This window comes from Aliikangiella litoralis (genome assembly GCF_052495765.1).
Genome location: NZ_CP199292.1, coordinates 2,805,161 through 2,830,981, shown reverse-complemented (window position 1 = coordinate 2,830,981; position 25,821 = coordinate 2,805,161). Strand labels below are relative to the sequence as shown.

General features: G+C 36.5%; 20 protein-coding genes and 1 pseudogene. 10 read left to right on the top strand and 11 right to left on the bottom strand.

The window, feature by feature from the left end; translation table 11 throughout:
• The first annotated feature begins 189 nt into the window (after positions 1-189).
• Positions 190-2,253: a prolyl oligopeptidase family serine peptidase gene (locus ACT5E3_RS11625; protein WP_444998467.1), complete on the top strand. Its 2,064-nt coding sequence runs from the start codon at positions 190-192 to the stop codon at positions 2,251-2,253.
• Between the two features lie 796 nt (positions 2,254-3,049).
• Positions 3,050-5,974 carry a TonB-dependent receptor domain-containing protein gene (locus ACT5E3_RS11620; protein WP_444998466.1) on the top strand — a complete coding sequence of 975 codons (2,925 nt, stop codon included), beginning with the start codon at positions 3,050-3,052 and terminating at the stop codon, positions 5,972-5,974.
• 118 nt (positions 5,975-6,092) lie between these two features.
• Here ACT5E3_RS11620 and ACT5E3_RS11615 read toward each other — a convergent pair whose 3' ends face one another.
• The 4 genes from ACT5E3_RS11615 to smc all read right to left on the bottom strand — a co-directional run bounded on the left by ACT5E3_RS11615 (position 6,093) and on the right by smc (position 12,980).
• Complete coding sequence (locus ACT5E3_RS11615; RefSeq protein ID WP_444998465.1) at positions 6,093-6,284, bottom strand: hypothetical protein; 192 nt, start codon at positions 6,282-6,284, stop codon at positions 6,093-6,095.
• A 216-nt stretch (positions 6,285-6,500) separates the two neighbouring features.
• A complete protein-coding gene (ligA, locus tag ACT5E3_RS11610) occupies positions 6,501-8,513 on the bottom strand; it encodes an NAD-dependent DNA ligase LigA (RefSeq protein WP_444998464.1) in 2,013 nt (670 codons plus the stop codon).
• A 31-nt stretch (positions 8,514-8,544) separates the two neighbouring features.
• Complete coding sequence (gene zipA / locus ACT5E3_RS11605) at positions 8,545-9,444, bottom strand: cell division protein ZipA (protein ID WP_444998463.1); 900 nt, start codon at positions 9,442-9,444, stop codon at positions 8,545-8,547.
• Between the two features lie 20 nt (positions 9,445-9,464).
• The gene (gene smc, locus ACT5E3_RS11600; protein WP_444998462.1) at positions 9,465-12,980 is read right to left on the bottom strand and encodes a chromosome segregation protein SMC; all 3,516 of its coding nucleotides are present in this window, start codon (positions 12,978-12,980) and stop codon (positions 9,465-9,467) included.
• 183 nt (positions 12,981-13,163) lie between these two features.
• Between smc and cysZ the strand changes: the two genes are divergently transcribed.
• Complete coding sequence (gene cysZ / locus ACT5E3_RS11595) at positions 13,164-13,913, top strand: sulfate transporter CysZ (RefSeq protein WP_444998461.1); 750 nt, start codon at positions 13,164-13,166, stop codon at positions 13,911-13,913.
• A 13-nt stretch (positions 13,914-13,926) separates the two neighbouring features.
• Here the strand turns inward: cysZ and ACT5E3_RS11590 are convergent, their stop codons facing one another.
• A complete protein-coding gene (locus ACT5E3_RS11590; protein WP_444998460.1) occupies positions 13,927-14,493 on the bottom strand; it encodes a hypothetical protein in 567 nt (188 codons plus the stop codon).
• A 131-nt stretch (positions 14,494-14,624) separates the two neighbouring features.
• Between ACT5E3_RS11590 and smrA the strand changes: the two genes are divergently transcribed.
• The gene (smrA, locus tag ACT5E3_RS11585) at positions 14,625-15,194 is read left to right on the top strand and encodes a DNA endonuclease SmrA (RefSeq protein ID WP_444998459.1); all 570 of its coding nucleotides are present in this window, start codon (positions 14,625-14,627) and stop codon (positions 15,192-15,194) included.
• An 81-nt stretch (positions 15,195-15,275) separates the two neighbouring features.
• Here the strand turns inward: smrA and ACT5E3_RS11580 are convergent, their stop codons facing one another.
• The 6 genes and pseudogenes from ACT5E3_RS11580 to ACT5E3_RS11555 all read right to left on the bottom strand — a co-directional run bounded on the left by ACT5E3_RS11580 (position 15,276) and on the right by ACT5E3_RS11555 (position 21,583).
• Complete coding sequence (locus ACT5E3_RS11580) at positions 15,276-15,656, bottom strand: DUF4124 domain-containing protein (RefSeq protein ID WP_444998458.1); 381 nt, start codon at positions 15,654-15,656, stop codon at positions 15,276-15,278.
• Between the two features lie 90 nt (positions 15,657-15,746).
• Positions 15,747-17,633, bottom strand: a complete 1,887-nt coding sequence (locus ACT5E3_RS11575; RefSeq protein WP_444998457.1) for a M56 family metallopeptidase — start codon at positions 17,631-17,633, stop codon at positions 15,747-15,749.
• A 4-nt stretch (positions 17,634-17,637) separates the two neighbouring features.
• Positions 17,638-18,012 carry a BlaI/MecI/CopY family transcriptional regulator gene (locus ACT5E3_RS11570; protein ID WP_444998456.1) on the bottom strand — a complete coding sequence of 125 codons (375 nt, stop codon included), beginning with the start codon at positions 18,010-18,012 and terminating at the stop codon, positions 17,638-17,640.
• Positions 18,013-18,507: 495 nt separating this feature from the next.
• Positions 18,508-18,681, bottom strand: coding sequence for a PPC domain-containing protein (locus ACT5E3_RS11565; protein ID WP_444998455.1), 174 nt, complete (start codon positions 18,679-18,681; stop codon positions 18,508-18,510).
• A 22-nt stretch (positions 18,682-18,703) separates the two neighbouring features.
• Positions 18,704-19,555, bottom strand: a pseudogene (locus ACT5E3_RS11560) (IS3 family transposase); the annotation flags it as partial.
• Positions 19,556-19,660: 105 nt separating this feature from the next.
• Positions 19,661-21,583 carry a winged helix-turn-helix domain-containing protein gene (locus ACT5E3_RS11555; RefSeq protein WP_444998454.1) on the bottom strand — a complete coding sequence of 641 codons (1,923 nt, stop codon included), beginning with the start codon at positions 21,581-21,583 and terminating at the stop codon, positions 19,661-19,663.
• Positions 21,584-21,749: 166 nt separating this feature from the next.
• On the opposite strand from ACT5E3_RS11555, the gene ACT5E3_RS11550 reads away from it, so the two are divergent.
• The 6 genes from ACT5E3_RS11550 (at position 21,750) to ACT5E3_RS11525 (ending at position 25,796) form a co-directional block, all read left to right on the top strand.
• On the top strand, positions 21,750-22,505 hold the full coding sequence (locus ACT5E3_RS11550; protein ID WP_444998453.1) for a sterol desaturase family protein: 756 nt from the start codon (positions 21,750-21,752) through the stop codon (positions 22,503-22,505).
• Positions 22,506-22,623: 118 nt separating this feature from the next.
• On the top strand, positions 22,624-22,941 hold the full coding sequence (locus ACT5E3_RS11545; protein WP_444998600.1) for a WYL domain-containing protein: 318 nt from the start codon (positions 22,624-22,626) through the stop codon (positions 22,939-22,941).
• A gap of 175 nt (positions 22,942-23,116) precedes the next feature.
• Positions 23,117-23,704, top strand: a complete 588-nt coding sequence (locus ACT5E3_RS11540) for an AHH domain-containing protein (RefSeq protein ID WP_444998452.1) — start codon at positions 23,117-23,119, stop codon at positions 23,702-23,704.
• Positions 23,701-24,303: a hypothetical protein gene (locus ACT5E3_RS11535; RefSeq protein WP_444998451.1), complete on the top strand. Its 603-nt coding sequence runs from the start codon at positions 23,701-23,703 to the stop codon at positions 24,301-24,303. The genes ACT5E3_RS11540 and ACT5E3_RS11535 overlap by 4 nt, the downstream gene beginning before the upstream one ends.
• Before the next feature lie 580 nt (positions 24,304-24,883).
• Positions 24,884-25,027 carry a hypothetical protein gene (locus tag ACT5E3_RS11530; protein WP_444998450.1) on the top strand — a complete coding sequence of 48 codons (144 nt, stop codon included), beginning with the start codon at positions 24,884-24,886 and terminating at the stop codon, positions 25,025-25,027.
• A gap of 211 nt (positions 25,028-25,238) precedes the next feature.
• Positions 25,239-25,796, top strand: coding sequence for a hypothetical protein (locus ACT5E3_RS11525; protein WP_444994431.1), 558 nt, complete (start codon positions 25,239-25,241; stop codon positions 25,794-25,796).
• The last annotated feature ends 25 nt before the right edge of the window (positions 25,797-25,821 follow it).

Here is a 25,821-nt window from a genome sequence, read left to right as displayed (position 1 = left end):
ATTCGGCGGGAATTCTAAAGTTTAACGAAATGACTGTCAACTGCTTTATGATAAAAATCAGCTACAATATAAAAATATTAATTCAGGATTGCGATCAAAATCAGTTAGAAATGCCTCTATCGCTTGAATAATCGGTGTGTAACTAGCAAAATAATCATAACTTCCATAAAACAAAGGAACCATTAATCAATGAAAATAAATCGAACTTTACTCTGGCTAATAATATGCTGTCTTCCTATGATTGCATCAGCCGCAAAGAAACCTTTCACTGCTGAAGATTTAGTCACATTAGAAAGAGTTAGTAGTGCATCAATTTCTCCTGATGGAGAACAAGTTATTTATGTTGTACGCAAAACAGATATGGAAGCTGATAAAGGAAGAACGGATATATGGCACATTCGTTTAAGTGATAACAAAACCACTCAACTAACAACACATGCAGCTTCTGATTATTCACCTAAGTGGTCAAAAAATAATAAAGATATTTACTTTCTTTCATCGCGAAGTCAGTCATCACAAATTTGGAAGCTTAATATTAAAAAGAAAAAGCTTGTACAAATAACCGATTTTCCGATTGATGTTACGACATTCAAGCTATCCCCTAACAACGATAAAATTCTTTTTTCAGCAAGTGTTTTCCCAGATTGCAATGACTTTGCTTGTACTAAGTCAAGACATGCATTAAATAAAAATAAGAAAGCTTCAGGTGTTGTCTATGACAAAATGTTTGTTCGCCACTGGGATCACTGGATAGGCAAAACACAATCACAGCTCTTTATTGCAGAACTGAGCAAAAAAGGAAAGCTTAAAAATAATAAAATAATACCCGTTTCAAAATCAGTTAATGCAAACGTACCATCCGATCCATTTGGTGGAGATGAAGAATATGAATTTGCTGGCAATGGTAGTGCAGTTTATTTTTCAGCTCGCTTACAAAATGCAGATGAACCAAGTTCAACCAACTTTGATATTTATCGAGTTTCAATTGATAAGCCTAATAAAGCAGTTAATTTAACCGAAAAGAATTTAGCTTGGGATACACAACCAGTTATAAGCCATAACGGACAAATGCTTGCTTACCTTGCAATGAGACGTCCAGGTTTTGAGGCTGATAGATTCGAAGTAATGATTAAAAATATTCGAACAGGTAAAACACAGCGAGTAACAGAAAACTGGGATCGTTCATTTAGTAGCTTACATTTTTCAAAAGATGATAAGTCTCTTTACTTAACAGGAAACAATTTAGGCAAAAAAGCGTTATGGCGATATGATATTAAATCAGGCAAAAAAACACTTTTTAATCAAGATGGTTATATTGGTTCTGCTTCAGTTGCAAAAGATAAAATCTTATTTACCAAAGACAGTTTAAAAAGTCCGAGTCAACTTTTTATCAGTGATTTAGATGGTAAAAATCAAAAACAAATAACTTTTAATAACCAAAAGAAACTAGATTCAATTGCCTTTGGTGAGTATGAACAATTTCAATTTAAAGGTTGGAATAATGAAACAGTACATGGTTATGTTGTAAAACCAGCTAACTTTGTTGAAGGCAAAAAGTATCCTCTCGCATTTTTAATACATGGTGGTCCGCAAGGAAGTTTTGGTGATCACTTTCATTATCGTTGGAATCCTCAAACATACGCAGGTCAAGGTTTTGTCTCTGTCATGATCGATTTCCATGGTTCAACTGGCTATGGACAGAAATTTACTGACTCAATATCACAACATTGGGGAGATAGACCACTTGAAGATCTCAAAAAAGGGCTTGATTATGCCATCAAAAAATATGATTTTATTGATGGTAACAATGCTTGTGCTTTAGGGGCTTCATATGGAGGTTACATGATCAATTGGATTGCTGGTAACTGGTCGGATCGATTTAAATGTCTTGTTAATCATGATGGTATTTTCGACAATAGAATGATGTACTATGCGACAGAAGAACTATGGTTTGTTGAATGGGAAAATGCAGGACCACACTTTAAATCACCTGAAGTCTATGAAAAGTACAATCCTGTTAATTTTGTTAATAACTGGAAAACGCCAATGCTGGTGATTCAAGGTGAACTAGATTACCGTATACCTGTGACACAAGCTTTGGCAACTTTTACAGCTTTACAGAAAAAAGAAATAAAAAGTAAATTGCTTTATTTCCCTGATGAAAACCACTGGGTATTAAAACCAAACAATAGCGTTCAGTGGCATAATGAAGTTAATCAATGGTTACATAGTTTTTTAACAGAAGCTCAATAAACTAAAACAAGAAGGTCGGCATCCGACCTTCTTTTATTAAGCTTTCACACATATTTTTAATAATTTCTTTCTATTTCTTAATCATAACCATTTCCACTCACACTCAAGTAAACCAAATTCAATTTACGGCTAACCTTTTATAAAGCTATCAATTCTTTATTTAATAAATATTTTGCTTTAAATTATTTTTTATATTAATATTTAACCCTATAATTTAAGTTAATTTAACAATTCAGTAGCAAACTTGTTTTTATTAATATTTATGGTGTATTTTTTACTTTTATTTTGTTTTTATTTTTTTAAAACTTGCAATTCCAATAAAGTTATTTTAACTGCATGAAAAAGATAAAAAATGCTATTTTTGAATGTTTAATTTTATATTGAATTTAAAAAATCCAATTATTTTTTCATATCTTTTTATTCTTTACCAAGAACCTTAATTAACTGTTATATTGTTAGATTTTTTAAATAATAAACAAAAAAAGTTATTCAAAAAATCAGCCAATAACTTATACATTTCCTACATAAAAAAACACTTCCCCTATAAAGACTTAGATTAAGACACTGGTTTTAAAAAATAAAATTAGACTTATAAATTTAAAAGAAAACATAAAACAACTTAGCAAGATTCAATAAAAATAATATAATAAATACATATATAAAAGCCTCAAAATTCTTTCTTTACAAGTTTCATATTCTCACCTTGAGTTGTTCTCTATAAATATAATGGGTATAAATTATTCACCTACCAAAAAAACAGGTAGGAAATAAATTTTTCTTAAGGGGGCATTAAGAAGTGCAAAATTATTTAAACAATAAAAACACACTAGGTTTATCTCTATCATTAGGAGTCATTCTAGTATCTGGAGTTTTAGGGTCTACCAACTCTATTGCCGAAGAAATTAAAGCTGAAGATAATTCAAAAAAAGTGGTTATCGTTGGTTCAAGAATCAAGCAAGAAAATCTTGAGTCTCCAAGTCCTATTATGGTTATAGAGTCCGATGCTCTAATTGAAACAGGTTACACCAACCTTGAAGAAGCATTAGCTGAGTTTCCACAAATGGGGATTGGAACAAACTTAGGAAATGGTGGTAATAGTGGTACAGGATCTGGAACAACTTATGCTAACTTGCGTTCACTGGGTTCAAATAGAACTTTAGTTTTAATTAACGGTAAGCGACGTGTATCTTCCAGTCTAACAAGTTCTTCTGTTGATCTTTCAACCATTCCTATTGCCATTGTTGAAAAAGTTGAATTTTTAACCGGTGGAGCTTCGGCAGTTTACGGTTCAGATGCAATAGCCGGTGTTGTTAATATCACTTTAAAATCAGATTATGAAGGATTTAACTTTAGACTTGGTACAACAACCCCAGAAAAAAGTGGAGGTGAAACACAGACTTTTTCTTTAACTATGGGAGGCAGTTTCGCAGAAGGTAAAGGAAATGTTGCTGCTGGAATAAACTATACGAATACAGAGCCACTTTTACAAAAAGATAGAGATTTCACTTCAGGTAAAAACTTTTTAAGTACAGTTTCTAACCCTGATAGTACGACATCAACCGATGGTATTCCTGATGTATTAATTGTTAATGATCTTGTTACTGCAACCTATCCAACTACAGGTGGCTTAAGAACCTGGAACTGGGATGAAAGTCGATACGATAATTATTATATTGATGAAACCACAGGCGAACTGACATTTAATGATAGAACTTTTTATGGTCAATACACAGTTGGTGGTCCAGGCTTTAGGTTTAGCGAATATGCATGGCCCCTGCGTAGCCAACAAGAAGTCGTTAATTTATTTATTAATATGAATTATGAGTTAACAAACAACGTTAACTTCTTTACTAATGTCAATATGTCAACATCATATACTGAAGGTTTCGGACAAGTTGCATACACTGAAGATCCAATGGTTGTCCATAGAGATAATCCAACCCTACCTCAGTCTGTCAGAGATTTTATGGATGCAAAAAGCTGGAATCAAATTATTGCTGATTCAAGTCAAAGTCGTTATGACTATGTTTATCGAACGCACGAAGAGTTTGGTCGCATTGGAAATAAAAATGAACGCGATTTATTTTCTATTGATTTAGGGTTTGATGGCTACATTGGTGATTGGGATTGGAATGTTTCTTTTCAGCATGGTGAATCTCGTGCTTTAAATAAAGGACTTAATCGCGTTTATAAAGATCGCTATAATTTTGCTTTTGACGCTGCATCGGATGCCGATGGAAATACCGTGTGCCGTGCAACGATTGAAGGTGATCCGGCCTATGATCCAAGAGCGGCAGGTTGTCTTCCACTTGCAATATATGGCGTTAACACCAATCAAGCTGCATTAGATTGGGTTAAAGCACAAACTCTTAATTCCCAATTTAATAAGCAAACTCTCATTTCTGCTTATACTTCAAATTCATCACTATTTGAACTACCCGGTGGAAATGCAGGATTTGTCATTGGTGCAGAATATAGAAAAGACACTATTGGCTTTACACCTGACACCGCCCAAAATAACCTAAATATAATACTAGAAAGCCAAACCTCACCTATTCCATCTGCTAGTTTGGATGTCACTGAATATTACACAGAATTAAGCTTACCTTTTTTTGAACCATTAGAAATGAAAGTTGCTTACCGTTCTTCGGAATACAGTACAGTTGGTACAGTTGACGCATGGTCTTCAGGAATTACTTATCAACCAATCGAAGACTTACGCTTTAGGGTTACTGGTTCATCTAGTGTACGAGCGCCTAGTGTTTATGAATTATTTAATCCTGGCTTTATAGGCTCAGTCTTTATTACTGATCCTTGTGCTAAACCAGGTGAAGGTGATAATCCGGAAGCAAGAACTGCTAATTGTCAAGCAGCTGGTATTCCCGATGGTTGGGAAGATCCTCGTTCTACTTCTACGCGCGATTATATTTCTGGTGGCAACCCTAATTTAAAAGCTGAAGAAGCAGACACATTTACCGCAGGCATTGTATTCACACCAACATTTATATCTAATTTAAACATTTCAGCTGACTGGTGGAGAATTGAACTGATCAACCAAATTTCAACTGTATCGATCAATCAATTACTTTTGAATTGCTACGATACCCCTGGACTAACGGGTTCTGCCTGTGAGTCAATAACAAGAACTGGTGGTGGCGCAATTACACAAGTTAAAGGTGGACAAATTAATATCGCCTCAAATGATCTACAGGGAATTGATTTTGAAGTTGCTTATAGTTTTAATGCGGCCGATTTATTTGCGGATATTCCAGGCAAGTTTTCCACTCGTTTACTGCTAACTCGTCTGCAAAAAAGTGAAAGTATTGCCGATCCGACAAAACCCGATGAAAAAATTATTTATAAAGGTTCTTATCCGCAGCCAGAACTCAGAGCTAATTGGTCCTTTGGCTATACCTCAGATAATTGGGGAGCAAAATTAATTGCAAATCTTCGTGGTAAATCTGTTGCCGATCCCGACTTTAAGCATGAGTTGGCAAATTACGATGAAGTTTATCCTAACAAAAATGGCGAAGTTGGAATGCTTTATCGTTTTGATATGTCCGGGTATTACTCCATAACAGACTCTACCACTATTGGTTTTGGGATCAGAAATCTTTTAGACAAAGAACCACCTAGAAAAACCGGTTTATTTGGTGGCAATTATGGAATTTCAGATGTTTTCGGTCGCACATACAACCTTAATATTTCCATGGACCTCTAATAAAAGGGATTTTTCAAATAAACATTAGTTTCACCCATGTTCTGATGTTTCTTTTTAGCCTCGCCTTGCGAGGCTTTTTTTAATTCTACACTTTTGAAAAAACAATAGGCTTTTCTGATCAAGAGGCTAACGCTTGATCATCATACAATCGATAACCCGCTTTTACTAAAGCACTCTCTAACACTCCTGAGTTTTCACAAGTTCTATCAGAATTACTTGGCAAATGTAGATCACCACAAGATGCACATGCTCTCACTTTTAGTCTTCCCTTACGAAATGTTGCCCACTGGTGCTTTCTTGTTGCCATCATCTTATCCTCTTTAATATAGGTACTAATTTAGCCAACCAACTGACTATGTCTAAATGAAGTTATGAGAGGATAGGCTAAAAATCTGAGATACGCATGTGTAACGCTAAAAAATAGTGTGAGTTGAGTCTCAAAAAAAATAATAAATTGAATCCATTCTAAAAACTATCAATAAATTATTACTGCTCTGAGATTTTTTTTGATTGTAAAATTCCCTAATTAAAATGAGGGTAATAGCTGTATAAAAGCCTCCTCGTCAATCACTTTAATTCCTAAATCATTCGCTTTTGTTAACTTTGACCCCGCAGATTCACCAGCTAATAATGTGTGTGTTTTTGATGAAACACTACCACTAACTTTTGCACCAAGTTTCATTAATTGTTGCTTAGCTTCGTTGCGACTCATTTGAGATAAAGTACCAGTTATTACCCAGGTTTGTCCTAATAAGGGTTGCTCACTTTCACTTAACACTTCAATTTCAGGCCAATGAACACCAACAGAGATTAGTTCGTTAATTACATTTTTATTGTACTCATTTGAAAAAAACGAAACAATATGATGCGCAACAACTTCCCCAATATCTTTAATTGCTTCTAAGTCTGCTTGAGAAGCATTGGCTATTGCTTCAATCGTTAAAAGTTTGTTAGCAAGATTAGTCGCAGTCACCTCACCAACTTCTCTGATACCTAAGGCATAAATAAATTTAGGCAAAGTGGTTGATTTACTTTTTTCGATAGCTGCAAGAACATTGTCTGCTGATTTTTCAGCCATTCGTTCAAGCTTTATTAAAGACTCTCGAGGTAGTCGATAAATATCAACGACGGTATCAACTAGTTTCTCGTCACATAGAATATCAACTAATTTATCACCTAGCCCTTCAATGTCCATTGCTTTTCGAGATGCATAATGTTTAATCGATTGCTTTTTTTGCGCATCACAAACTAACCCGCCACTACAGCGATATATTGCTTGATCCGTTTCTCTTTCAACATCAGAAGAACAAACCGGACAGACTGTTGGTATTTCAATTTTTAAAGCATTAGCAGGTCTTTTATTTTCTATTACAGAAACAATTTGAGGAATGACATCACCTGCCCGGCGAATAATAACGGTGTCGCCCACCTGAACTCCAAGCCTGTCAATTTCATCCATATTATGTAAAGTGGCATTAGACACGGTAACGCCACCAACAAAAACAGGCTCTAATCTGGCAACAGGTGTTATAGCACCTGTTCGCCCCACCTGAAAATCAACAGCTATTAATTTTGTTAATTCTTCTTGCGCTGGAAATTTATGAGCAATTGCCCAGCGAGGAGCTTTGGCAACATAGCCTAACAACTGTTGTTGTTCTACTGAGTTAACTTTATACACAACCCCATCAATTTCATAGGGTAACCCTTCTCTATTTTGCAGTATTCGCTGATAATATGATAAACACTCAGATTCATCTGCTGCTACTTTTATTTCCGGGCATATTGGTAGTCCCCAACTTTTTAATTGCATAAGCCGTTGATAATGATTATTAGGCAACTCTACACTCTCTGCGGAACCAATAGAATAGAAATAAACTGCTAGTTGACGTTTTGCAGCTATCGAAGGATCAAGCTGGCGTAAACTTCCAGCGGCGGCATTTCTAGGATTAGCAAAAACTTTTTCACCCTTTTCTAAAGCGTCTTTATTTATTTTTTCAAAAGCCGATTTAGGCATAAAAACCTCACCACGCACATCTAACAATGATGGAAAGTTACCTCTCAGCTTTAATGGTATACTCGCTATTGTACGAATGTTATGCGTTACATCTTCACCAACTTTACCGTCGCCACGAGTTGCTGCAAACTCTAAAATACCATTCCGATAAACAATACTAATTGCCAAACCATCTAATTTAGGTTCACAAGTAAATTCAATTTTTTCATCTCTTTCTAATCGATTTTTTAAGCGCTTATCGAACGCCAAAAAATCATCACTACTAAAAACGTTATCCAATGATAACATCGGTGTTAAATGAATAATTGGCTGAAATGTCGAATCTAATTTTCCCCCCACCTTTTGTGTGGGAGAATCTTTAGAAATTAATTCTGGATAAGTAGTTTCCAGTTCAATTAATTCTTTCATCAAACGATCATATTCTGCATCAGGAACCGTAGGAGCATCTAAAACATAATATTGATAATTATAATCTTCGATAGCAGATTTAAGTGAATTAACTTTGTTCTCAATACTGGAACTCATATCGCAGAATAAACCTTTTGATAATTTTTATTTATTGGATAATTGAAGCTTTTGTTAAATATTCTCTTAGCTTATCAACCTGATGTTGGTGGGTCTGTTCAGTATAAACACTTTTAGAATCATCAAGAATCTGCCCTCCTAATTCATCTTTTAATAAACGAACAGTTTTAACCATATTTTCATATGCTGATAAAGGGTCGTTAGGACCAGGTACTGTCATAAAGAATGCAAAAGCAGGTGTTTGAAAAGTTTCAATATTATTAAGTTCGAATGTACCTGGTTTAATCGCATTAGCGACACTATACATGATAGGGCCGGGTTTACCCGAGACACCTGCATGACGATGAAATATGCCCATATCTCCGTGACGTAGCCCTTGTGATAAAAGCAACGGCATAAAATCTCGTCCGAGAAAACCGTCTTCATTTTGAGATTTCAAAATTAATGAGAACACTAAGTCAGGTTGCGTTATCTCTGCACTTTGCGAAGAAACATCTAAAGAAATTTGTTCTGTCGGTGCTGATTTTACTTTTCTTTTTTCTGCAACATCTTCAGTTATCTTGGTAGATACAGAAGATTCTTGAGTATCTACTTTAAAGGAACTATCTTGAGTTGCATCATTATCAAGCGTTTTCTGTGAATGATGTTTAACTTTAATATGGCTACTTTCAGCCAACTCTTCTTTATCATTTTCTTTTATAGTACTCTCGCTTTTATCATTCGACACTGACTCACTTTCAGATTTTCTAACATTCCCTACACCAGTAAAATCAAAACCTGCAGAATCAACTTGTTCTGCTGTTTGACGCATTTGGTTAATTAGTCGCTGTTTTTCTTTTTGTTCTTTTTTACGACGCTGATAATCAAATACAATATAACCGATGATTAATATTCCAACTACGATTAAAGCGATTCGTATTTGCCAATCCATAATACCTACCAATTTCTCTCTTATGCTATTAGCTGTGCAGCTTCATCAACATCTACCGCAACCAAACGAGAAGCTCCAGGTTCTTGCATGGTAACACCGGCTAGTGCGCTGGCCATTTCCATCGCAACTTTATTATGAGTGATATAAATGAACTGAACAGTTTCAGACATACTTTTTACTAATTTACAAAAACGCCCGACATTCGCATCATCAAGAGGTGCATCAACCTCATCTAACATGCAAAAAGGTGCAGGGTTTAATCTGAAGATAGAAAAAACCAATGACAATGCAGTTAATGCTTTTTCACCACCTGACAACAAATGGATTGTGCTATTGCGTTTTCCAGGAGGTCGAGCCATTACAGTGACGCCAGTATCAAGCAGATCTTCACCAGTTAACTCTAAATAAGCATGCCCACCGCCAAAAACTTTTGGAAATAGCTCTTTCATACCCGCATTAACTTTATCAAAAGTTTCTTTAAAGCGTGTACGCGTTTCTTTATCAATTTTCTTTATAACCCCTTCCAGGGTTTCCAAAGACTCGTCTAAATCTTCAAACTGTGCATCGAGATAAACTTTTCTTTCTGTTTGTTGCTCATGTTCTTCGATCGCAGCCAGATTGATTGCACCAAGCCTTTGAATGCGAGCTGCCACAGCTTCTAAACGTGACTGCCACTCATCTTCGGTAGCCCCCTCTTCTATATTAGCAAGCACCTCTTCGACATTTTGCTCATCACCATCACTTGATAAATTCTCTGCTTGATTTTTTTGCATAGTTGAATTTTCTGACCATTGCATTCTTAATCTTTCAAGTCGGCTACGCACTGTTTGTGCAGATTGCTCTGCATCATGTCTTTGTTTTTCAAATACACGAATTTGTTTATCTATTTCTTCTAATGCTTCTCGCGCTTGAGCAAGTTGCTCTTCTGATTCCAGCCTTTTTTCCAAAGCAGCTTCTAATTCAAGTTGATCGTCATCATCAGGAGAATTAATCGCAGATAAAGATTCTTCTAGTGAAAGTTTGCGAGATTGCAAATCAGCAACTTGTCGGTTCATACGCTGATTAGTTGATTGAACCGAATTAATCTCAGAACGAATATTAGCAACCTGAAGCTCTATTCTATGTGCTTGGTCTTTTGCTGCTTGTGCTTGACTTCGAGCTTGTTCAACCGCAATTCTTTTTTCATCTTTCATTCGATTTAGATTTTCTTTTTTATCTAAATCATCGGCCATAGCATCAACAAGCTTTTCTAAATTAGAACGACTCTGAGATAATATTAACTCATCGGCTTGTAATTGCTGAGTGAGATCAGCCATCTCTTTTGATAAAGTTGACTTACGTTGCGACATTTGTTCTAGCTTTGCTTGTTGAGAACCGACTTGTGCTCTTAATTCGCCATAACGCTTATTAGCAAGACTTAGCTGCCGCTGTTTATCTTCCCAAGTTGTCTCTAAATCTTTTAACTCGATTCTTTCATTTTCAGCCAAATCATTAAGGCTTTCAAGTTTTGCTTCTTGTGATTCAAGTTGAACAGAAAGTTCTTCAATTAGCTTTTCTCTTTCTAAAATACTGGATTCATTCGCTTCTTTTCGTGCTATTCTAGCCCAACTACAACCAATCCATAAGCCTTCTTTGGTAATAACTGACTGTTCAGGCTTTAGTTGTGACTTAATAGCTAATGCTTGCTCAAGCGTTTCACAAGCAATAACATTTTGTAAAATATGTGCAACACTGCCTGCATTATCAACCTTATGATAAAGGCTTTCGCCAAGAGTATTTGTTTCACTATGAGTTGGAATAGTATCTCGATTAATTAAAGTTAACTTTCCACTGGCTAGTTCAGCAAAATCTTGGATGTAATTATCAAAAGAATCTAGTGTAACAGCATCTAAATAATCACCAAGCACAATTTCAGTGGCAACCTCCCAACCTGTATCAACCTTGATTTCTTGGGCTAATTTTTTGTTCTTAGATAAACTATTTTTATCTAACCACTGATCGATTGTTTTACTATCAGCTTCTAATGCTGCTTTCTGCAATGCTGTCAGCGATATGTGCTGGCTTTGAACTTTTTGTAATTCTTTTCTGCTGACATCTATATCAGACTGACGAGTTCTTCTAACTTCACGCAGTTGTGAAATCTGCTCCATCATCTCTTCAACTGACTCACTGAGTGTTTGTGTTTCTTCTTCGGCTTTACTCAAAGCCATTGAAGCTTCTAACATGCTTTCTTCAATAGGTTCAGCTTCTAGCTTATCAAGCTCTTCTTGATTATCAGTAATTCGCTTTGCTAACCTTTCAATCACTTTTTCAAAGTGTTGAATTCGAGTTCTTTCCACTTCTACTTTTTGACTATTTTCCGAACTTGTTTTATTAAAATTTTCCCACTGCTCTTCCCAATCAAGCATTGAAGTTTCAATGTCTGACAATGTTTCTTGCGCCTGTTCCATCGTTTGGTGCTGGATCTCTAGTTCAGGCTCGGCCTCCAGTAACTTAGCTTGAAGCTCTTCAACCTGAGTTTCATCCTGATTCATTTGCTCTAACAGATGCTTAAGAGAAGCTGAAGCTTGTTGTAAATCTTGATTTAATTGAGTTCGGCGTTCTTTTTTATGTGCAATACCTTGTTCCAAGCGGGCAATGTCAGCACCAATCCCATAATAACGCCCTTGCGCGGCATTAAATCCATCAGATAGCTCAATATGCTTCTCTCGCGTTTGTTCTATCTGATTATCAGCATGGCGTTGTTCTGCAATTCGAGATTCTAGTTCAACTTCAAGTTTATTAATTTCGCTGTTAAGTGTTTCAACTTGCCCGTGAAACTTTTTCCACTTAAGCGCGGAAAGCTCACTTTTTAGCGTTCTTTCCTGTTGTTTAAACTCTTTATATTTAGTTGCAGCGTTAGCTTGCCTTTGCAAATGCGCTAGTTGTTTACCCAATTCCTCTCGAATATCAGACAAACGCTCCATATTTTCACGCGTATGACGAATTCGGTTTTCAGTCTCTCTACGCCTTTCTTTATATTTTGAGATACCTGCGGCTTCTTCTAAGAATATTCTCAATTCTTGTGGTTTTGATTCTATTAACTTAGAAATCATGCCTTGTTCTATAATGGCATAGCTTCTGGGCCCAAGCCCTGTACCGAGGAATATGTCTGTAATGTCTTTACGACGACATTTTGTCCCGTTTAAAAAATAGTTAGCCTGTCCATCTCTAGTTACTAAGCGTCGTATTGATATTTCTGCATAATTGGCATATTCACCCTTAACAGTACCGTCAGAATTGTCAAATACCAACTCTATACTGGCTTGCCCTACAGGTTTACGGTTTGTAGAACCATTAAAAATAACATCTGTCATTGAGTCTCCACGTAGGTTTTTAGCGGAAGACTCCCCCATTACCCAACGTACAGCATCAATTAAATTAGACTTCCCACAACCATTAGGTCCGACTATAGCAGTCAAATTTTCAGGAAATGGAACACTGGTGGGATCCACAAAAGACTTAAAGCCAGCTAGTTTTATTTGTTTTAATCGCATTTTCTATTAATTCTTAAAATTAATGACCATCTATTCATACCACAAAAGAGCCAATCTCAAGCTAAATGAAACCATTTATGAAACACTTACAATTTTGGGCTAGTTTTATCAAACGCATTAGTTTAAATTATTTCGTCATTAAAACACATCAAAAATACAAACAAATCAGAGTAAATTAGAAATATGCAGCAAACATCCCTCGGTGGCGTTCATTATTTAAGCAAAGGTCTTTCTCTTATCTGTAAACCAGGTATCCGGGCTTTTGTTTTCATACCTTTACTAATAAACCTGGTTTTACTAACCATGGCAACCATATACGCCTTTAATAGTATATCAGTATGGTACGACAGCTTACAGAATAGTGAATATTCTATTGTGCAATGGCTCATTGAATGGTTAGATTGGCTACTATGGCCATTGATTGTTGTCAGTGTGTTAATTGTTGTCTTTTTTGTGTTCGCGTTTATTGCCAATTGGATAGCAGCACCATTTAACGGGTTGCTATCAGAAGCCGTTGAACGTCACTTAGCCGGTAAAGACTTTGAAGATAAGCCATTTAAAATCGGTGAGTTTATTGGCGACATTCCACGTTTACTTGGAAGAGAATGGCGAAAATTTATTTATTACTTACCGAGGGCGCTAGGGTGTTTGATACTTTTTGTTACTCCTCTTGCGCTATTTGCTCCTTTCGTTTGGTTTTTATTCAATGCCTGGATGGCTGGTATTCAATACATTGATTACCCTATGGATAACCATAAAGTGCCTTTTAATCAAATGCTTAGTCAGGTAAGAAACAAGCGTTCCGGTACCTTTGGTTTTGGCGCATTAGTTATGCTTTTCACCATGATACCAGTTGTCAATATTTTAGTTATGCCTGTGGCTGTAGCAGGCGGAACCGCACTATGGTTTGATCAATACAGAAATAAGCCTTAACTAAGCGATAAACTTAATTATCGGTTAAAGAAAGATGATCAATCGATGGTTGAGCGTGTTTTTCCGGCTCTTTTTCCGGCAATATGCGCTCGCCAGCCTTAGCTAGTGACAAGTCACTTGTATCAACATCTCGCTGCTCATAGACCTTAGGTGGTAATATTTGCGCGCCAACCTGAGCCATAGTTAAACCTTCACTATCATCAGCAGCTTCTGGATTGGATGCTCTTATAGACTGGCTTTCAGTCGTATCACGTCTATCTGCTGGCGTAGTATTGCTGCTATCAATATTGGATGTGGTGGCTGTTTTTTTTATTTCTTGGATAGGTGGTGGACTTTCTTTTTCAGCCTCAACTTCTTTAATTAGAGCCAATGCACCAGCGTTTCGCAAAGCGGATTGATATTTCATTGCCGCCGCATAATCTAGCCCTTTACGAATAGTCACTTCGCTGCCAGAAAATAGCCTTTCAACCGCTTCGGGGGTAGATTTAAACAGTTTAACTAAATTAGCTTTTACATCACTTAATTCAAAACTCTTTACAATCTGACCTCTAAAAATCACATCGTATTGGCCTTCAATCATAAAATATATCCAAATAAAGAATTAGTCCTTCGCCAATTATAGGTAAATTTACTTCCATTTGCATCTACACAGAGCGCATATAATTTCATAAAATAAACCAACCATCATATTATCAACTATTGGTAGTCGTTATGAGCAACAACTCAGACTCTAATGATTTTATTGAAGAAATGGCACAGGTTAGGCCATTAAAACAAGATAAAATCATCAAAAACACCACTCCAGAAGCTTCTTTAGACAAAGCTTACCGTCAAAAAATGGCAGAGTCATTTGGGCGTAAAGAAAATAATTTTTTAACTGATGGTGAAGTACCACCTGTAGAGCCTGAAGAAGTATTAGCATTTAAGCTCGACGGTATTCAACCAGGTGTCTATAAAAAATTACGTTTAGGTAAATACCCAATTGATTTTCACTTAGACTTACATAGAAAAACCGTTGCTGAGGCAAGAAATGAAGTATTTCAACTATTACGTTCATCTGCTCGCTATGGACATAGAACACTACTCATCACTCACGGCAAAGGTATTCAAAGTAAACCACAGGCAAAATTAAAAAGTTATGTTAATCATTGGTTAAGACAAGTAGATATAGTGATTGCTTTTCATTCAGCACAACCCAAACAAGGCGGTACAGGTTCTGTTTACGTATTACTAAAAAAACCCAAAGAAGATGACAAAATCAATCAAGCGAAATATGATTAAACAGAAAGCGAAAAAATCTATTATCAAGTAGATTACGCATAATTGAATTAAAAATAAGGCAGATAGATAATAAGGCGAATTTTAGTCCTTCTTTTTGGCTTTGGTCGTTTTTATTTCTTCTCCCATGCTTTCTTGAATTTGAAACTCCATGTCACCTAAACGAATAGTTTCAAATTTATCAATATTTTTAGGCTTTCTTTCACTGACATGCACTTCTCCTGCAGCATCAGTCCAACGGTACACAACTTTTTCTGCATACTTAGAGTCAGGAAAAACGGACTCTTTTATTTTTTCTCCTTTAAAAATAATACCAATATCACTAAAAAAAGAGCCGACAGTTCCATTAAGTTGATACTTATCCCAAGCCATAGCGACTTGCCCAAAATCCCTACCAGCAAATAGCTGTAGACTAGCAATAATAATTATAAATACCACAAGAATAATAATAAATTTTTTAATCATAAGTCGATAACTTTAAAATAAACACACTAATCTTAATATAGCATAAGCACTTTCTATAAATAATAAATACTTCACATCAAAAGCACTAATCTAGCGAATTTTACGTCGAATACGAGTCCCAACCTGATGTTTTACTAAAGGTTTTTCTTCTGGCAATTCAAACTCAAAGAAAACGCTGGAATTAAAAGCGATTTTGCTGCCATTTTTTGTCGCGGGTTTATAACGCCAGCGCATTAGTTTAGAACGAATTTCACGGGCAAATAACCACGACACGCCTTCACTGAAACGAGGATCCACTACCCGGCCATATTCATTAATTGTAAAATCAACTTTAATCATCCCGCTCAACTTATTACTATAAGCTTCCGCCGGATAAACAGGATAAGGGGTTGAAATAGCTTTAGGTTGCTTGAAATTACTTTTACTTGTATCTAACAACGCTAATTTTTGATGTTTTTGTTTTTCCAAAATAAATTGTTTTGGGCTTTTATCAGATAACCTATCGCGTAAAGCATTGGGATTATTAGCTGTATGCCCTTCATTTAAACTTGAGATTTTCAAGTTAAAATCAATAGCACGAATAGGCTTACTTAACCTTTTTTCAACAGACTCAAAACTAGCTTCAGCATTTGTCAGAGAAACAATTTGCTTTTGAATAGTTCTATTAGCCGCTTTAGTTTTCATCAATATATCAGTATCAACAAGCCTTTCTTTTAAAGCACTTTTGTTTTTAATTATGTTTGATTTTTCAGATTCAGCTCTTAAGTGTTTTTTTTTCAAACCTTTAGAAAAAGTTTTATTCGATGTCACAAACTCTGGTGCAACTCTCGGTCTAAGCTTTGTATTGATTTTTGCTCCATCAATTAAAGGCTTTTCTTGTGAACTATATTGGTCAGTTTTAGAAGAAAGTTGACTATCATAATTTTCATTATTTACCCGATGAGTAAATTCAATTGAAACCGCTATTGCAGTAAAACTAAAAACGAGTCCTATTACAGTAATCACAAAACCTTCTACTGATGGCATTTTTAATTTTTCATTAAAAACAATACGGCTTATTCTATTTTTTAAATGCCCATCTGAAGCAGCAACAGCAAGCGAAAGGTTTCCTTCTTTTAATTCTTCAATTTTCAATAACGCCTTAGCTAAGTCTAGTCTAGCTGAAGCGCGATGATTAACCGACGCGAGTGCCAATGAGTCACAAATATACTCTCTTTCTTCTCTTACCACTTTATTAATCCAATAAACACAAGGGTGAAAGAAAAAGAAAGCTTGCAAAAGCCCTTGAATCAAATTCACTAAAAAATCCAATCGCCTGACATGCGCTAATTCATGAGCAATTATAAGCTCGAGTTGACGCTTATCTAAACCAACGGTTATCGCGATAGGTAGTAAAACCGTTGGTTTTAGCCAGCCAATAACAACCGGAACATTTACCAATGTTGACTTAAAAATATGAACTTCTCGTTTAATTCCTAAGCGAGAAGATAAGTTAAGAAAAAGAGTTTTCAGCTCCTTTTCTACTGGCATAACACCAACGCTTGTTAACTTGAATGTTTTGCTTAAGTCATAACTCAACTTAAGCAACATCATACATACACCTACCCCCCAAAAAAGGACAACAAAACGCATATCAAAAATAGAAAAAACAGAATGCCAAATATTAGTTTCTGAAATAGGTACAACACTGACACTGGAAGTTAAAGACTCAGTATTGAGCAAAGAAGCATTCGTTAAAAAATGTGTTAAAGCAGAATTCTGCCATAAAATATAAAAGGTATAAACTGGCGCTATGATGCAAGTTACTAAAGCACATAGTGATGCATAATATCGAAAATGAAGTAATCGTCTATCACTAAAAACAAGAATGATTTTTAATAACAAACCAACCAGCGTAGCTTGCCAACAAAAATGAATGAGTGTTTGAGCTAAGTTTGCAATCAAGTTTTCAACAGTTAACCAGGTAACTATTTCCATATTATTATTTTCGCTCTAATTCGTTCAATATCTCTCTAATTTCAGCTATTTCTTTTTTAGTTGCTTTACCATGTAATGCACTAACCACTAATTTAGATGTCGACCCTTCAAAAACCTTTGAGACTAAATCACTCACCATTCGCCCCTGAGTTTCACTTTGTGGTTCTACCGATGAATAAACATGTGCACGAGCTGACTCATCACGTTCTAAAAGCCCTTTCTCATACATAATTTGCATGATCTTTAATACCGTGGTGTAGCCTGTAGTATGTGTTGCAGACAACTCTTCATGAACATCGCGAACAGTTGAATCACCACGTTGCCATAAAACTTGTAATACTTCTAACTCAGCCTGTGTCGGCTTTGGAGTTGTAAACATGGTTGCCCCCAAACAATCCCCTAAACAAATCCCCTCAATATAATCAGATTGGGTAGAAACAGTCAAATAAAAGGTTCACTTTATAAGCAATATCAGGGGTAACTGTTGATATTCAATAAATAAAATTCTCTTAAAAAAACTCAAGCACCATACAACATCAATAATCAATACTTTTGTCCAGAAGCTGAGCAACACCAATATTCTTAAATATATGAGTTAAAGAACACATAAAGCTCAAAATTAACGAAGTAACAGCCCCCTCTTGTTAGCTATTAAAAATAGCTGTACGTACATCTGAGATAACCATCAAGTATTTATGAGCAGCTCATCTATTACTGACTCAATCTCAAGAAAAACATAGGCGTTATCAATTTGGCCGAAATGCCCCCCCATAAAAACTTAAAATATTACTTATAAATTAGCAAAGGGCTTGCCATAAAATACTAACAACCCCTTTCATCTTACTGAAAAATGAATTTTATCTTATTATTTTGCTTAGAAATTTTCTTTACCAACCAAAGTTAAATTAGAGAACTCTTCATACCCTATTAGACGAATATAATATCGTCCCGCTTCTTGAAAATCAGAACAGCTTTCATTGTTTCCCCAGCGGTAGGGTCTACAATCAAATAAAGTATCAGTTGGAACTTCCCCTAACTTGACGTACAAATCAGCATCACCACTTCCCCCTGATCAGTCCCTTAGCTGGTCGTCGTAGGTTATAAGCTTTTATCAGCCTTTACAACCAAGTCAGTCGACATGCGCTTATCAATATGCCAACCCACAATTCGCCGAGAGTATAAGTCCATCACCACCGCCAGATACATCCAGCCTTCAGCGGTTTTTAAATAGGTAATGTCGCCAGCCCATAACTGATTAGGCTGACTCGGATTAAAGTTTAAGTTAACTAAATTATCTGCCACAGCATCGCTATGTTTACGCTTAGTCGTTACCTTATAAGCAACTCGTTGCGTAACCTGTAATCCGAGTTTATCCATCAGCTTCCTGACTTTGTAATCCCCAATTTCAAAGCCTTCTTTGCGCAGCTTTTTGCGTAACTCTCGATAACCTAGGCTGTTTCGGCTAGCCTTAAACAATTCTTTTGCTCGTCGATAGAGCCGTAGCGTGTCGGCGGTTATCAACTTAGCTGGGCACTTTAACCAAGCATAGTAAGCACTGCGACTAACCCTCATGACCTGGCACAATACGTTTACTGGATATCGGTTGGCGTTACGCTGGATGAACGTAAACTTTACTTCATTTCTTTCGCAAAGAAGGCGCTGGCCTTTTTTAATATTTCTTTTTCCATCCGTAGTTGTTTGTTTTCTTTTCTCAGGCGCGTCAACTCAGCTCTTTCGTCTGTATCGAGAGCCTTACCTGACGCTTGTGCCTCGAACTTAGCTTTCCAGTTGTAGATTAACTTCGCTGTGATCCCAAGAGACGATGCGGCTTCTGAAACCGAATAGCCTTGCTCTGTAACCAAGGCAACTGCTTCTTGCTTAAACTCGTTTGTATATACTTTATTTTTTCGTTTTGTCATCATACACCTCAATAAATGGATTATATTCCATTATCAAAGTGTCCTGTGTGATTTAAGCAGATCACTTCAAAAAAATCTGGCATACAAAACAAATCAGGGATAAACACTTTACCGAGAATAGTTTTTAACCGACTGCTCATCAAGTCCCACTCTAGTTAAAATTGCCAGATAACGTGGGTCATTTCTTAAAGACTTTAATCTCGGATCATTACGCGTGAAAATTAGGCAATTTGAGCGGTAACTGACAGCTTTGTTTAAATGTTCAAAAGTCTTACCTAAGTTATCTATCAGCAAATACGTGACAGCTGTTTCATAGTCACACAAATAGCTATTAAAACTTTCTACTTGCTCTAATATTTGTGGTACTTTCTCGACTTCTCCAGCATGCCCATATGCCTGCGCTAATGCTAGTAAAGGATATGAAATTCCAGAATCTAGCTCTACTCCTCTTTTTGCGAGAGAAATAGCTCTTTGGTGTTCTCCAACTAAAGACGCTGCCATGCTAGCACTACTATAAATTAGACCCACATCAGGATGAAGCCGTACTTTTTGACTGCTCCAGTTCACCGCTTCTTTAATTTCACCAACCATAGCCAGAGCCCAATGTCCCCAGTCTGCAATTTCAATATTCAGTGGATCTAATTGATTTGCGGTATTAAGAGATTGACGAACCCCATCTGGGAGCCCCAGTCCACAATAATAAAGAGCAAATCCCAACTCAGTGAGCGCAATGTTTGGATCAAGTTCTTTTGCCTGCTTCAGCATATCCCAAGCGTCTTCCCAGCGCCATGCGAAAACATAAGCCAACCCAAGTGATGCACGGGCTTCCGCAGATTGAGGATTGATTTTTAAAGTTTCTGCCACGGCCTCAACTACTTTAGGTAAGACTTCAGATGGTTTCTCGAAATACACCATTATAATTCGATATGCGTCAGCTTTAGCGACGTAGGCAGCTTCAAATTGTGGATCTAGACTTATCGCTTTAGAAAACAAAGTAACTGCTTTTTTCAACGACTGATGAGTCAGGAGATCTCTTTGTTGTTGCCCTGCAATATAAAATTCATAAGCTCTCAAGTCATTAGTTGGCAATTCTCCCAATGTCGTTTTCTCATCATCAAGAATAACGACTTTAAGCGACTGTGATACAGCTCTGGCCATTTTAGATTGTATTGAGAAAAAGGTAGTATTATCGACTCTACTTTCATAATGATCGTCCCAAATCAATTTCCCCGAACTTAATTCATCTAATTCAGATGTTACCTGTAATAGTGAATTCCTACCGATATTGATATTTGCTGTAAGAACATACTTGATATGTGGTAACTGTTCTTTAATGTATTTATGAGTCTTATTTTTTTTGAACGTAAATGCAGAAGATGATGGGACAACCCGAAGTCCAGAAATTTTTCGTAAATTTAGAATAACTTCTCGAGTCATTTGGTCAGCAAAAGGTTGCCACTTCTCTTTATCTTGACCTGAAACCTCAAACGGTGTCACAAGAATATATGGCGACTCCATCGAGTCAGTTGAAGAAAACGAGAATATAGTGACTACCAGAAACACCACAACAATTGCTCCTAAAATACCATAAGACCAACGATTAGCAGTTCGCATATCAGATTGATTAAAAGGCGGTTTACCTACTACACTCTTCTTATTCGATTGGTTACGGCCTGATTTATCCATTAAACTCTTATCTGGATTTGTTGAATCATTAAGTGATAAATCGACAACTTCTGCCACAAACTGATAACCTCGGCCACGCACAGTTCTAACAACTTGTTGACGCTCACCACTATCTCCAAAAAGCTTCCGAGCCGACTTAACACTGTTGCTCAGAGTAGTATCTGAAACATCCCGGCCTTCCCAGATAGTCTCAAACAATTCTTCTCGGGGAACCACTCTGTGACGTTTTTCTATTAAATAGACGATTAAATCAAAGACTTTTGGTTCAATTGATACAGTTTTGTTGTTTTGAGTGATATCAAATTGCACAGTATCGATGACAAATGAGGCTACTTGATATTTCATAAAAATTACGTTTCCAAATTGATTAAGTCCAAAAAATTCACATTCTTCATCGATATTACAACAACAAACAGAGAATTATTAGCTAATCATTATCTAATCTTCATGTTCATCCTCGTCTACCTATGCATAATTATGCCTTATTCTAATCACTTTGAGGACAAAGGATATGCCTACTCCGCTTGAAATATTACTAGACCCTATCTCGATTATTGTTTTAATTATCTTAGGGTCACTTATGTTACTGGAAGTTATTTTGCCAGGAAGAAAATTGCCGAAAATCAAGGGATGGTATCAAAGAGCTATTGTTGTATTTGTAGCTTACTTTTACCTCTCCGCCTATCTTCCTCTTTTCTGGGATCACTATTTAGGTGAACTCCAATTATTCAACCTAGAATCTGTGAGTCCTATTTTAGGGACAGTAGTTGGACTGCTAGTATTGGAGTTTTTGATTTATGTATGGCATCGCTCTATGCACCGATTTAATTGGTTATGGCGCTCATTCCATCAAATGCATCATAGCGCTGAACGTATTGACACTTTAGGGGCTTTTTACTTCAGTCCACTAGACATGATAGGGTTCACTATGTTGGGAAGTTTAAGTTTAGTTGTCATTGTAGGTGTAACTCCAGAAGCGGCAACCTACGTTCTACTATCCTCAATATTTCTCGCTGTTTTCCAACATACAAACATTAAAACTCCTCAATGGCTGGGCTATTTTATACAACGCCCTGAAAGTCACAGCCTTCACCACGGCCGTGGCATTCATCGTTACAACTATTCAGACTTACCGATTTTTGACATAATTTTTGGAACATTCAAAAATCCCGAAGAATTTGTAAATCAAAATGGATTCTATGACGGAGCATCTGCTCGTATACCCGATATGCTTTTGTTTAGAGATGTTTCAACCGAAGAAAACTAGTATGGAAACCAAACATTTGAGAGTGTTTTAACTAATAAAAACAAACCTAAGAAACAGCTATTTTTAAACAAGCTCCTATGAAATATTGCAGAATATCGGGAGAAAATATTGATTACAAATTGGACATTCTGACATTGACCGACAAGTTGTTGAAGGTGCTCTTGTTTGGATAACTGACTCACCCACTGAGGTAGTTCTAAGAATAGAGTCAACTATCGCTAGCCATTTCCGAAAAACAAGTCTATTTCCAAACCAGCAATTATTAAAAGATTTAGATGATGGCTCGTTGTTGGTTACTGCCAGTATTACTGATCAAAAACAAATAATCCCTATCCTGAAATACTGGCTTCCTGATGTTGAAATATTGTTACCTGTTGAACTTAAGCAATCTTTACTCTATGAATTACAGTTTTCTATTGATCAGTTGTCACGCTAACAAACTGAAATGTTATAGCGATTGTTGTACAAAGCTTCATCATTATTCAATCTCAATACGAAAACAAATTCTAAAAATAGATCAATCTGTGAGTTGCGCCTCTTTAATAATCCGGGGATTACAAGGTAAAATGAAAGTCTGTCACTTAATACAATGGAATTGGAGATACAAGGGGATGTACCCACATATTAAACCAGAACACACTCATGTGGAAAAATTACTCACTGAATTTGCTAAAATTGAAAAGCCGACTACTGCTGACTTTGCGGCGCTAAGGGTTAAAGGTGAAATAGCAGAAAAATTAGACGATTACAGGCTGCAAGCATCAGGTATGTCTATCAAAGAATTGCAAAGAGAAAAACACAACTCATCCAGATTGGCTACCCATATGAAATGCGCAGGCGATCCACGTCCCTCAAATAGATGTGACTGCCATGCAATCGTCTCTGGCGCGCGAAAAGAAGCAATGGCACTCAGAGGTATATTAGCTCGATTTAAGATACGAATTGATGATCCGCATAATGGGTGCTGGCTTCCTAGAGATTGGGAAGATAGAAAACATATGCCCAATTATTTAAGAAATGGAGTTCCTCATAAAAGAATACATCATCATGAGTATTACTTATGGTTAAACACTCGAATTAATTTGACTAATGTGAGAAACGCTAATGAGCTAATTGAACAACTTAGGTTTGCTAGAAACTCCTTACAAAGTGGAAAAGTTAGACCAAGTGTAATGCCTAAGACAGGGCTAAAAAAATGATATACAGATTAATATTCAACCACCATAAATTCTTGAACTTTCGATTTGACGAAGAACAACTGGAAGATATACTCGGAGAACCGACCGATGAAAATTTCGATAGTTTTATAAACTATAATAATGCGCCAAAGGTATTTAAGGAAATATATACTGTCCCTCTTAACTTTAACTTTTCCATCGATCACAAAGAAGATAAAGGAAAGACGATAGCTGACCTGTGTGTCGTTAATGGCAGATTGTTCTTAAGTCAACGAGCATATGATATTTTGCTACCTTTAATTAATGAAGATGGTGAATTTCTGTCTGTCAGATATCAAGAAGGTAACGGTTATTTTTTTACACCTTTAAGTGTCGTGGATGTTGACCCTAAAATCACTTTAAAAAATGAATGGGGTGATATTGAAAACTTGGGTTTTAATGAGAAAGATGTAGAGAAATATGCAGTATTTCGCACCCGCTACGATGGTTATATAGGTCTGTATTGCCAAGATCGAGTCAAACAAGCAATCGAAGACAATAGCTTAACAGGTCTGTATATCACTACTGATCTGGCAAACATTTTCCCTGAGGACAGAGCTTCTGTGGAAAAAGCTAATTAGACTCATTCAACTACTACCTATCTATTTCAACACTGTTGTAGGCTCTCAATTCAACAGTGCTTACGGACGCTTTATTAAGTTAAATCATTGTTCAAAGTGCCATAAAAAAACCGGGGAAATTGTAAGGTCATTAGAGTCAAGAGTTAAGAAGTACCAAGTGCTAATGCTCTATTTCGAATGAGATTAGTTACAATCATTTGCAGCCCTTCTGCACAGGATATGCACCAGAAGAAATATTGAAGCAAATAAAAAGAAAGGTTTTAACGCTCTCTAGAAACTAAAAAACCTTGTAAAAACAAGGCTTTAAAAATGGTACCAGAGGCCGGACTCGAACCGGCACACTATCACTAGCGGGGGATTTTGAATCCATGGAAGCCTGGTTTCAAGCTGTTGATATCAGCCACAATCAATTACTATCAATACTAAATATTTTTGCTATTGATTACTACTTATAACTAGTCTCAACTCCCCTTCTGCACAAAATATGCACGGACACGAATTTACACGACCCTATTTATTAGCTCTGATATTATGTCGCGCTTTACGGTTATTCGGTACTTTCAAATCAGCGGTGAAAGACATGCATTTAAACACTAATGAATTACCACTAATCTGTTATGACTTTCAGCAGTGGTATAACTTCATTCGTCCGCATCAATCACTGGATAGAAATACACCTGAAGACGTTTACTGGCGGCAAATTAAGGAACAATATCGAATCTAAAAATCGATAAAAATAATATCAGATAAAATCGTCCGTATTAATCTGGCACCGATTCTTGCGTATAACCCGGTGTAATTTCCCAGATTACCGTCGAACAATCCATCGTTTTTTTACCAATTTACCGTCGTCCTCTAATTTTTCGTTATAACGCTAATTCGGTAAATTAAATTTCTCTGTAGAATTTTGACTTTTTTACAATCGGTTAATTTTTATGCAGGTGTTTTTTTCTTCACTTTTTGAGCTTGAGTCTTTCTCTCATCGTCTAAAATCTATTCCACAGAGTAATGCCTGTCAGTTTTGCCTTAAAAATTGTGAGTGGGTTTCGCACGGTTACGTTTATAAACAACTGAATTATCAGTTTCGAGCGATTGTTGGTAAGCGTATTTTATGTAGTAATCGAGGTAGCCACTTGGGCTGTGGTCGCACACGGCAGCTTTATCTCGACGTCGTACTTCCTCACAAGCATTATCCGCTGCAAACTCTGCTAGCTTTTGTTATCGCGTTGTTTGACGGTCTGCCTATATCTAAGGCATGGCATGGCGCTGTGGGCCACCATCGAACGGAGCCTCGTCAGGCTTGGCGCTGGCTTAACTCGCTTATGTCAAAGTTGGCGAACATACGGAGCTTGCTGCAAAGAACCTGTCAACCTTGCTCGCCCTTTAACAGTCGACGGCTTGCGTTATTACTACCCACGCTTCAAGCGTTGTTTGCATCTCAACCCCATTTGCAACGCATCCAAAGTCGTTTACAAATGTCATTGTTAGCCTAATCAGTTTTATTGGTTTACCTTTTTA

Coding starts and splice junctions, on each gene's coding strand:
- ACT5E3_RS11550 (WP_444998453.1), top strand. CDS start 21,750: ATGCCTACTCCGCTTGAAATATTACTAGACCCTATCTCGATTATTGTT.
- ACT5E3_RS11525 (WP_444994431.1), top strand. CDS start 25,239: ATGCAGGTGTTTTTTTCTTCACTTTTTGAGCTTGAGTCTTTCTCTCAT.
- ACT5E3_RS11625 (WP_444998467.1), top strand. CDS start 190: ATGAAAATAAATCGAACTTTACTCTGGCTAATAATATGCTGTCTTCCT.
- zipA (WP_444998463.1), bottom strand. CDS start 9,444: ATGGATTGGCAAATACGAATCGCTTTAATCGTAGTTGGAATATTAATC.
- ACT5E3_RS11590 (WP_444998460.1), bottom strand. CDS start 14,493: ATGATTGAAGGCCAATACGATGTGATTTTTAGAGGTCAGATTGTAAAG.
- ligA (WP_444998464.1), bottom strand. CDS start 8,513: ATGAGTTCCAGTATTGAGAACAAAGTTAATTCACTTAAATCTGCTATC.
- ACT5E3_RS11615 (WP_444998465.1), bottom strand. CDS start 6,284: ATGATGGCAACAAGAAAGCACCAGTGGGCAACATTTCGTAAGGGAAGA.
- ACT5E3_RS11530 (WP_444998450.1), top strand. CDS start 24,884: ATGCATTTAAACACTAATGAATTACCACTAATCTGTTATGACTTTCAG.
- ACT5E3_RS11535 (WP_444998451.1), top strand. CDS start 23,701: ATGATATACAGATTAATATTCAACCACCATAAATTCTTGAACTTTCGA.
- smrA (WP_444998459.1), top strand. CDS start 14,625: ATGAGCAACAACTCAGACTCTAATGATTTTATTGAAGAAATGGCACAG.
- ACT5E3_RS11555 (WP_444998454.1), bottom strand. CDS start 21,583: ATGAAATATCAAGTAGCCTCATTTGTCATCGATACTGTGCAATTTGAT.
- cysZ (WP_444998461.1), top strand. CDS start 13,164: ATGCAGCAAACATCCCTCGGTGGCGTTCATTATTTAAGCAAAGGTCTT.
- smc (WP_444998462.1), bottom strand. CDS start 12,980: ATGCGATTAAAACAAATAAAACTAGCTGGCTTTAAGTCTTTTGTGGAT.
- ACT5E3_RS11570 (WP_444998456.1), bottom strand. CDS start 18,012: ATGTTTACAACTCCAAAGCCGACACAGGCTGAGTTAGAAGTATTACAA.
- ACT5E3_RS11580 (WP_444998458.1), bottom strand. CDS start 15,656: ATGATTAAAAAATTTATTATTATTCTTGTGGTATTTATAATTATTATT.
- ACT5E3_RS11540 (WP_444998452.1), top strand. CDS start 23,117: ATGTACCCACATATTAAACCAGAACACACTCATGTGGAAAAATTACTC.
- ACT5E3_RS11575 (WP_444998457.1), bottom strand. CDS start 17,633: ATGGAAATAGTTACCTGGTTAACTGTTGAAAACTTGATTGCAAACTTA.